The sequence below is a fragment of the Methanobrevibacter sp. genome, assembly GCF_017431965.1.
In the GTDB taxonomy this organism is placed as follows: domain Archaea; phylum Methanobacteriota; class Methanobacteria; order Methanobacteriales; family Methanobacteriaceae; genus Methanocatella.
Map to the genome: position 1 here is coordinate 1 of NZ_JAFRKB010000072.1, position 8,139 is coordinate 8,139.

The 8,139-nt window shown below is 35.3% G+C and carries 7 protein-coding genes; all 7 read right to left on the reverse strand.

Going from position 1 to position 8,139, the window contains the following annotated elements:
• Positions 1-80: 80 nt before the first annotated feature.
• A complete protein-coding gene (locus tag IJI93_RS10250; RefSeq protein ID WP_292820089.1) occupies positions 81-746 on the reverse strand; it encodes a hypothetical protein in 666 nt (221 codons plus the stop codon).
• The gene (locus IJI93_RS10255) at positions 747-1,856 is read right to left on the reverse strand and encodes a hypothetical protein (protein ID WP_292820092.1); all 1,110 of its coding nucleotides are present in this window, start codon (positions 1,854-1,856) and stop codon (positions 747-749) included.
• A 21-nt stretch (positions 1,857-1,877) separates the two neighbouring features.
• Entirely contained in the window at positions 1,878-2,858 is a 981-nt protein-coding gene (locus tag IJI93_RS10260) for a transglutaminase-like domain-containing protein (protein ID WP_292820094.1), read from the reverse strand.
• A 14-nt stretch (positions 2,859-2,872) separates the two neighbouring features.
• Entirely contained in the window at positions 2,873-3,610 is a 738-nt protein-coding gene (locus IJI93_RS10265) for a peptidoglycan-binding protein (RefSeq protein WP_292820096.1), read from the reverse strand.
• 6 nt (positions 3,611-3,616) lie between these two features.
• Positions 3,617-7,558, reverse strand: a complete 3,942-nt coding sequence (locus tag IJI93_RS10270; protein WP_292822699.1) for a hypothetical protein — start codon at positions 7,556-7,558, stop codon at positions 3,617-3,619.
• A gap of 5 nt (positions 7,559-7,563) precedes the next feature.
• Positions 7,564-7,779 (reverse strand): hypothetical protein, encoded by a 216-nt coding sequence (locus IJI93_RS10275; RefSeq protein ID WP_292820101.1) that lies wholly within the window; start codon positions 7,777-7,779, stop codon positions 7,564-7,566.
• Positions 7,772-8,139 (reverse strand): hypothetical protein (locus tag IJI93_RS10280; RefSeq protein WP_292822701.1); only part of this gene is annotated, 368 nt, incomplete at its 5' end. The genes IJI93_RS10280 and IJI93_RS10275, both read right to left, overlap by 8 nt.

Genomic DNA, 8,139 nt, shown 5'->3' on the forward strand with positions numbered 1-8,139 from the left:
CTTTACTTGAACATCTTCATTTAAAGTTTTATTGAAACGATAATCATCACTACTAGTATCAACAGGCAATGTCAATATAATCATTCCCCCTCTAAAGCTTCAGCGATTTTCGCTGCTATTAACTCATCAACTTCACTTTTAGTATACACCTCTTCTTTAGTGTACACCTCCCCAGAATCAGCATAAACAACAGAAGACATGTCCGCATCCATATCTCCAACATTTGTAGTTGGAGTTTCATTAGTCCTAATATCCAAACCATCATGACCGAATTTAATCCAAAATTGATTTAACCCACCAACAGCGCAAATTTTTAAGTTACCTGGTTTAGCAGGGTTCAAACCAACAAATTCTTCAACTTGAAAAAAACCTAACAATAAATACTCATCACTATTATCAAAAATATTAATAACGAGACAATGTAATGTATCACGTGGGATAATGCAAGGTTCTTTTAGTTTATCACAGAAACTTTGATGATCTGCAGTTGGAGTGAATAAGTCAACCAAGTCACCACCAAAAATATGCAACCGTTTACATAAAACAGTACTATCCGAGTTATCCAATTTAACTTCAACCTTATCCAGGTAATGATAGAATTTTGTAGCAATACCCGTAAACAATCGAACTTCCTCTAAAGATTTATTAATCATTGGAGGGACCGTTTCAGAGATGATTGGTTTAACTTGATTCCTTAAAACTTCTTTCATTCTTGCATCAGTAACAGTAACATCCTTACTTCCCATTTACGAATCACCACTTTCAATATCATCAGTAGAATCAGAATCATCAGTACTTTTCTGTGTAGGTTCAGTGCCTAAATCAGGAGGATAATCTACTAATCTTAAATTACAAGTCCAATCAATATTATCATCATGAGAAACCTTTGTTAAGTACATGAAACCATCTAACTTAAAACTAGGCATATAAACACGAACCCATTGGCCGTTCCGCCATTCTGGAGAGCCGTCAACTTTACATTCAAGAACACGGCCATCATCTTTTAATAATTTATTCCATTCACGGTAAGCAAAATCATTAATATTCTCTCCAGATGCAAGGTTGGCTTTAATTGTCTGTTTTTTCTCACCAAAACGATTAATCCTATCAGTATCTTCAATAACATAAGTGGAATTATTCCATTCAACAACCAACTTATTAGGAGTATTAGGGTTGATATCTGTGAGACTGATACTGTCATAATAAACATTAACATCTTCAATTAAAGATAATGTGGCTTTAGTGGGGTCTTGAATTCTCCGAATATGAATTGTATCATCACGTAGAAAGCATTCAACATCCCCATTCCAACCATATAACACTTCTTTAATAGCAGTGCGTATTGGTGAACTTGAACTTTTAGAACTAGAACTACTAGAGTCCCCTCCCATTGCTTTTACAATGTTATTCCCTAATTCATCACAAGTTGTGCCAAAAACAGCAATACATTTACTTTTAGTTATTTCATTCATCTGAGGATAGGTTTTACCTGCAAGTTTATTACATGATTTACTTATACAATCCCCGTGCTTATCCTTACTAATAGGATTGTTTTTAAAATCAGACATTGTAGATAATCGAGGTTGTTTCAAATCTCCCCTTATCCCAAAATAAGCATATTTAAAATTAGTATTCCCATCATATAAATCAGCAATAGCAGTAATACCTGAAGCAATCAAGAACACACCAATTTTCCCTTTTGCCTTTTTACTATATGAATAAGATGCAAATGAGTTAGGACCAATGCTTAATTTCTCCACAGTATGCCCTGCATTCTTTAATATTTTAGCAACAGCATTCTGACATTTCGCATCATTCGAAGCATTAGTATCACAACCAAGAACAATAGTTGACATATTATCCTCCATCATACAATTTTAACAACAAGGATTATCTCCACATTTTTTAGAATAAGCTCCACCATCACTTACACTAGTTCTGCCACTTGCCTTCCAAACAGTATTAAAAGCACTTCCATCTCCAGTTTGGTCACTAGCATATTTTTTGCCATTTATTTCAATGATTGTCCAGAAATGCCCTCCATCATAAGTACGCTGAACAACATAGCATTTTAAACCAGCACTGGCCATCATTGAACGTGTCAATCTCGCAGTATCCGCACAATTCAAACGAGTTTTATTATTCAAACATTCTTCAGCAGAACTATACTTACTACAAGAATAATAACTATATTTAACATTCTTTTTCAACCAGTCATGAATAAGTTTACATTTCTTTAAATCATCAGTTTCAGAACCAATAATACTTTTAACTAATTCATCAATTGTTTCTCCTTCACCACCAGTTGCACTAGAACCGCTACTTGAAACGTTAGTATAATCGATAACCTCATCATTAAGACCGGTAGGGTCAACATCTGCTTTTAAACCTGCAGCTTCAATGATTTGTTTTAAAATCTCTGACCTTTTTGTCTTTGTAAATGTAAATTGTTTTTCTTGATCCAATAATTTACTCATACCAACAAGTTTTAGATCAACACCCTCAGTGGTGAAAGACTGTTCTGAAATAAAACCTAATAAACAAGTTACCAAGTCATCCCATTGTAAAACTTCACCTGTATCATTTGCTTTTTTCAAACAAATCTTACGACCTTTACAAAAACGGTCCAATTCGATTTCAGGGAAAGAAGCGCTCCCAGTGTTACTTATACCTTCATAATCTTCATCGAAACTGTTATCATACATATTGTCATAACATGCAATTTCAGTTGTAGTTCCATTTAAAGCAACAAATTTATCCTTTGAATTTTCACCTAAACTAAATTCAGGGTCATTCTCTGTTTTATATACTTCAAAACCAGAAACCCCAATTGGAGGCAATATTTCAATATCACTCATAAATACTCCTCCATTCATGTTTTAACTAAATGCAATCTAGTATACATTCCAAAGACACCATCAACTAATAATTTACCATTTGTGGACCTTTGGAAACTTTTAACAGCTTCAATAGTTCTGTTATCATAACGGCCGGTTTTGTATTTCTCATCTAAGTAACCTAATAGGATAAGTTTTTCCTGTAAGATTTTAACACATTCATTTTTCTGACCGTCTTTATAAGGAACATTACATTTATTCAATTGATTATTCAATTGATTATTCAATTCCGTATTAATCTTACTACTGCTATTAGTAGTATTAGAAACAGATACCTTTTTCACTTCTGGAACAACTAATCTATTTTCTCCAGGAATATTAGATGAACTCTCTGGAACTTCAATTATATCAACATCATAATCCGTATGGAAAGGCGAACCTTCAAAGATATCTTTAGTGAAAGTAACCACAGCTTTGAATTTACCGCCCATACTTTGACTAATCACTTCAACAGGTTTACTGTTAATTTCACGGAGAATATCATCATGAGCATCAGCCCGCCCATCACCATGAAACAAAGTAGTTTTGAAACTAAATTTCCTTTGAACATAACGACCTCTTTTAGTAATCATAGTTCCATTCAACAAAGGTTTCTGTATTATTTCCCTTCGATTGAATGGTTCTTCTCCTTGAATATTTTCAGCATAAAAAGGATATCCCATGATTTCAATATTCTCAGAAACACCAGTTAAGATATCATCATACATTCCCATTTCGCATCATACTCCGTTTACATCAATCTTAGTAATATTGTCCATTCCTTCGAATGCAGTAATCATCAATCCTTGAGCTTCTTTAGTTGTGTAGTTACGTGCATCTAATTTAACAGCACCTTCACTAACAATGATTGTAACAGGTCTGTTATCTTGCTTATCAGGGGCTCTACTTATTGTTGTTTGTAAAGCTCCAATGTAGTCAGCAGTTAATGTTCCACCATTCATAAACATGTCAAAGTCAAGACTAGGACTTCCAAAACCCTTAACAATATTTTGTCCAAGAGAATAAGCAGCTTCTTTTAAAGGAGAATAAGCTGCGAGAATAAAGTCTTTTGTATAAATCAATTCCTGTTTCATTGCACGTGCAATATCCCCTGGAGAACCAACATTAATACCTGATTTAAATGCTGCTACAACTTCCTGAGCTCCACTTTCTGCAGCTGTTTTAGCAGCTGATATACCATTGTCCACTGCTGTTTTAACATGTGCCATTTCTGTTGTCATAACACTAGCCAATTTCAAAGAGGATTTAAAACCATTTGTTGTTGATGTTCCAATACGTGACCCACCAGTCCAACCAGTACTTGCAGCCGCACCAGTAGCCGAAGACACCGCACCCTGAATAGTACTAGTTAAAGGAGATAAACCAGACTTGACTCCACTAACAATTTGACTTCCGATATTAGTCGCCGGTTCACTGAAACCACTGGCTGAGGCTAATGTTGTTTTCACATTTTCAAGAGTAGTTTGAATAGCCCCCAATATTGTATCTGCAGCCGCTCCATCGAATGTGATTTGATTTAGTTTTGCTAATTCAGTAGCTGCAGTTTGAACATTAGTAACAGCAGTAGTGATTGTACTAGAATCAAAACCTTCCATTGGAGGTAAATTACTTAGAGTGTTACATACCTCTGAGACTTTTGCTAAACCATCACCAACTAATTTAATTTTATTAGTAGTGTCTTCTGATATTTCAGATAAACCAGATAATGCAGCTAATTTCTGAGAAGCAGTTATTAAATCATTTTTGATTTGTTCTAAAGCAGATGCAATATCAGTACCTCCAAATAAACCTTGCATCCATTCATCCCAATTACTATTATCACGCATACCTCGTAATGTTTCAAAAGCCTCATTAACACTAGTTAATGTATCGGAAACTTTTTTAATATTCTCGGAAATACCTTCGGGGATTTCAGTGATATTAGTGAATTGGGCTAATGCTTGACTAGCTTCGATAATATCATCTTTAACATTTATCAATGCTTGTTGAATGTCTACTCCTTCACCGAATAATCCTGACATTAATTCGCCAAAGAGGTCATCCCAATTTTGACCATCACGAATACTTCGTAATGCAGACATAGCATTACCTACACTAGCGAGACTATCACATACATTTTGTATGTTATTAGCAACACTATCATCTAGTGGGGTTATACCAGAAAATTCATTAATAATACTGGAAGCTTTTATAATATCATCTTTGGCTTGGGTTAATCCTTCAGTAACGCTTCCAAATCCTAATGCTCCTGCAATCCAATCACTGAAACCAGTTACAATGTTACTCCATGTTAAAGCAGTCATTGCTGTTGCAATGCTTGATAAACTTGAAGTGATGTTTTGAATATTAGTTGCAACACTAGCATCAATTCCCACACCACTAAATTGCCTTAATAATCCAGCTGCTTTTAATAATGCATCACATGCTGCTTCTAATGGTCCAGTTAAACCTAAGAAGAAACTTGTAACCATTGCGATTTGAGTTGCAATGTTCACTGCTGTTAATGCTAACATTGCAGCACCAACCCATAATAATGCAGTTGTAATGGATTGAATGCCTTTAACCGCACCATCAAGGTTAATACTGTCAAAGCTTAATGCTTCCATTAATTCTGCTAATAAACGGAGCACTATCATAGCCTCTGCAGCAATAACTGCTAATATTGGAATCATGATTATAATTACTGCTGCTAAAGCTAATGCAGGAACAATCATTGATGTGAATGCTGCACTTAAACCAGTTGCACCTACAGCAGCTGCTTCAGCACCAGCTGCGCCGGCTTCCATTGCAGGCCCAGCCGCTGCCGCAGCATCACCAGCAGCAGCTGCCGCCATCATTCCATCACCAATTGCATCAGCACCTTTAAGTGTAACTGCAACATCTTCAACTTCATCAATAACTTCTGCAGTTCCACGAAGCCCTTTAATTGATTCTTTCAAACCACCAAGACTATCTTTAAAACTAAATCCCTTAATGCTTTGATAAAGTTTAGAATCAAAATTTTTAAAAGAATCAGAGATATTAATCCCACTTAAAGTACTACTTAATGAACTGAATTTGCCTTTAATAGAACTAGCAATATTTCCAATCCCACCAAATCCTTTTTCAAGAGAGGATTGTAATGCTCCACCAAAACTAAATCCTTTAATACTACTTATAACCCCAGTTAATCCACTTTTCATTTTTGTGAAAGGACTAAGTAATGTTCCTTTATAATCAAAATTACGTAATGTTGAGAATGCACCAGTTAATTTATTCTTAAACCCTGTAGTTTTATCTTTAATAGCTCCAGTGAATGTTTGCCCTGATGCTTCCCATTCTTTTAATAATGCATCATCATACATGAATTCAGATGATTTAGACAATGCTTCTTCTAATCCTTTTGTGTCTTTTTTAACATTATCTAAGTATTTTTTAGGGTTAACACCCATGCTTTTAGATGCTCTTTCTGCTCTTTTCTCTAAATTGAATTCAGCCATTCTTTCATAGAGATCATCTGATTTTTCAACTTCACGCAACCATTTAGCCAATTCATTATTACTGGATTTATTACCTTTTACCATGTCTGCCATTAATAATGCATCCATTCCACCTTCTAATGCTTTTTCACCTTTACTTGCTCCTTTGACTGCTTGGGCTCCAGCACCAACAGCACCACCTGCCCCAGCAGCACCAGAAGCAATATCACTAGCATTACTCAAAGTGTTAATGACATCACCAGTTTCTTCAGCAGCTTTACCGGCACCTTTAATAGCATCACGAAGTAAACCAAAACCTTCTTTTAAATCCCTTACTCCTTGAGCAGCAGTGGAAACATTCCACATAATACGATTACCCGCTTCAATACCGGCTTCACCTAAAAGTATACTTCCAGCAATAGCTCCACCAAGACTACTATCTAAATCAATGAAACCTCTTTTAACATCTTTAATTATTGGTAAGAATTCATTACCAATCTTCTTACCCGCACGACTGAAGCTTTTACCGATTAAAGCATCAAGACCTTGATTAGTTTCCATTAACTTATCAGTAGAACCAACAACTTTAGTCACTGCATCCATATACTTTTCCAGGCCGTCACCTTCATTATAACCTTCACGAGCAAGCGCATCTTCAGTAATACCGTACTGATCCAGTGACGCATAAGCTCCTTTATAACCTTTACTTAAGTCCATCATTGCTTGTTGAGCACGATCAACTGAACCAGTTTGTGCTAATACAGCTGCACCAAAGTTAGCAACATTCGGAGTAATGTTCTCTAATTCTTTATCAGTAGCTCCAGTTGCAGCATTCAAAGCATTCAAAGCAGGAATCAACTCTTGCATACTTGTTAAACTTTTATCTGTTGTTGTGTCAACAGTCTTATAGAAAGAGTCATAGTTAGCTTCAACATCTTCAAGCATATTCTCCAAGAGAACCATGTTAGTTTCATTCTTAGAAGCACTCCCAAGAATATTATCAAGAGCAGATTTCCCAGTCAATGATTGAACAACATTATCCCCTACTTGACTTAAATTCATTAAACCAGAATTCACTTTTGACATTGCAGCAGAAATACTACTTGCCATTGATTGAGCATTCTTATCAATATTAGCAAACATTTGACTAGCATTGTCCTGCCCATTCATTGTCAAAAGTATTTCTTCACTAGTGTTAACCATAGTATCTATTTCCTCATGCGTTTGCTTTTCTGTTTAACTTTACGAGCTTCCGCTTCCATTTTTTTAATTCTTTTCTGCTCAGCTTTGATTTCTTCCCCATATTTTCGCATTAACATTATAATATCCCAGTCATGATTATAGAAACCTCTAATGACTTCAGATATTACAATTCCTAAATGTTTACTGACGCGGAAGTACACTTCACCGACAAAACTATCCAACAGGTGGAAATAATTCCACTTCTAAGTTTTCATCAATGCGGATAATTTCTTTACAGCGGTTGTAGATAAGGACACGTGTCCCAATATCTAAAGTAGTCCAGAATTTTTTCCTTTGAGTTTTAGTTAAACCCTCATCATCAACCAGTTCCACATTTTCGATTAAAAAAGTAGTAATGACATCATTGTTTTTATCCACATCACCAAGTTTTTCAACAATTTTGTCTTCAATATTTTTCTGCATTTTTACTTCTTCAGGTGTTAATGGTGTTCCGTTACTTGCTTTACTATACACTAATTTCTCTGATTTACTTAAATCACGGAAAACTCTTGTTTGAGCATCTAATAAATCCATATAATCAT

Coding starts and splice junctions, on each gene's coding strand:
- IJI93_RS10250 (WP_292820089.1), bottom strand. CDS start 746: ATGGGAAGTAAGGATGTTACTGTTACTGATGCAAGAATGAAAGAAGTT.
- IJI93_RS10255 (WP_292820092.1), bottom strand. CDS start 1,856: ATGTCAACTATTGTTCTTGGTTGTGATACTAATGCTTCGAATGATGCG.
- IJI93_RS10260 (WP_292820094.1), bottom strand. CDS start 2,858: ATGAGTGATATTGAAATATTGCCTCCAATTGGGGTTTCTGGTTTTGAA.
- IJI93_RS10265 (WP_292820096.1), bottom strand. CDS start 3,610: ATGGGAATGTATGATGATATCTTAACTGGTGTTTCTGAGAATATTGAA.
- IJI93_RS10270 (WP_292822699.1), bottom strand. CDS start 7,558: ATGGTTAACACTAGTGAAGAAATACTTTTGACAATGAATGGGCAGGAC.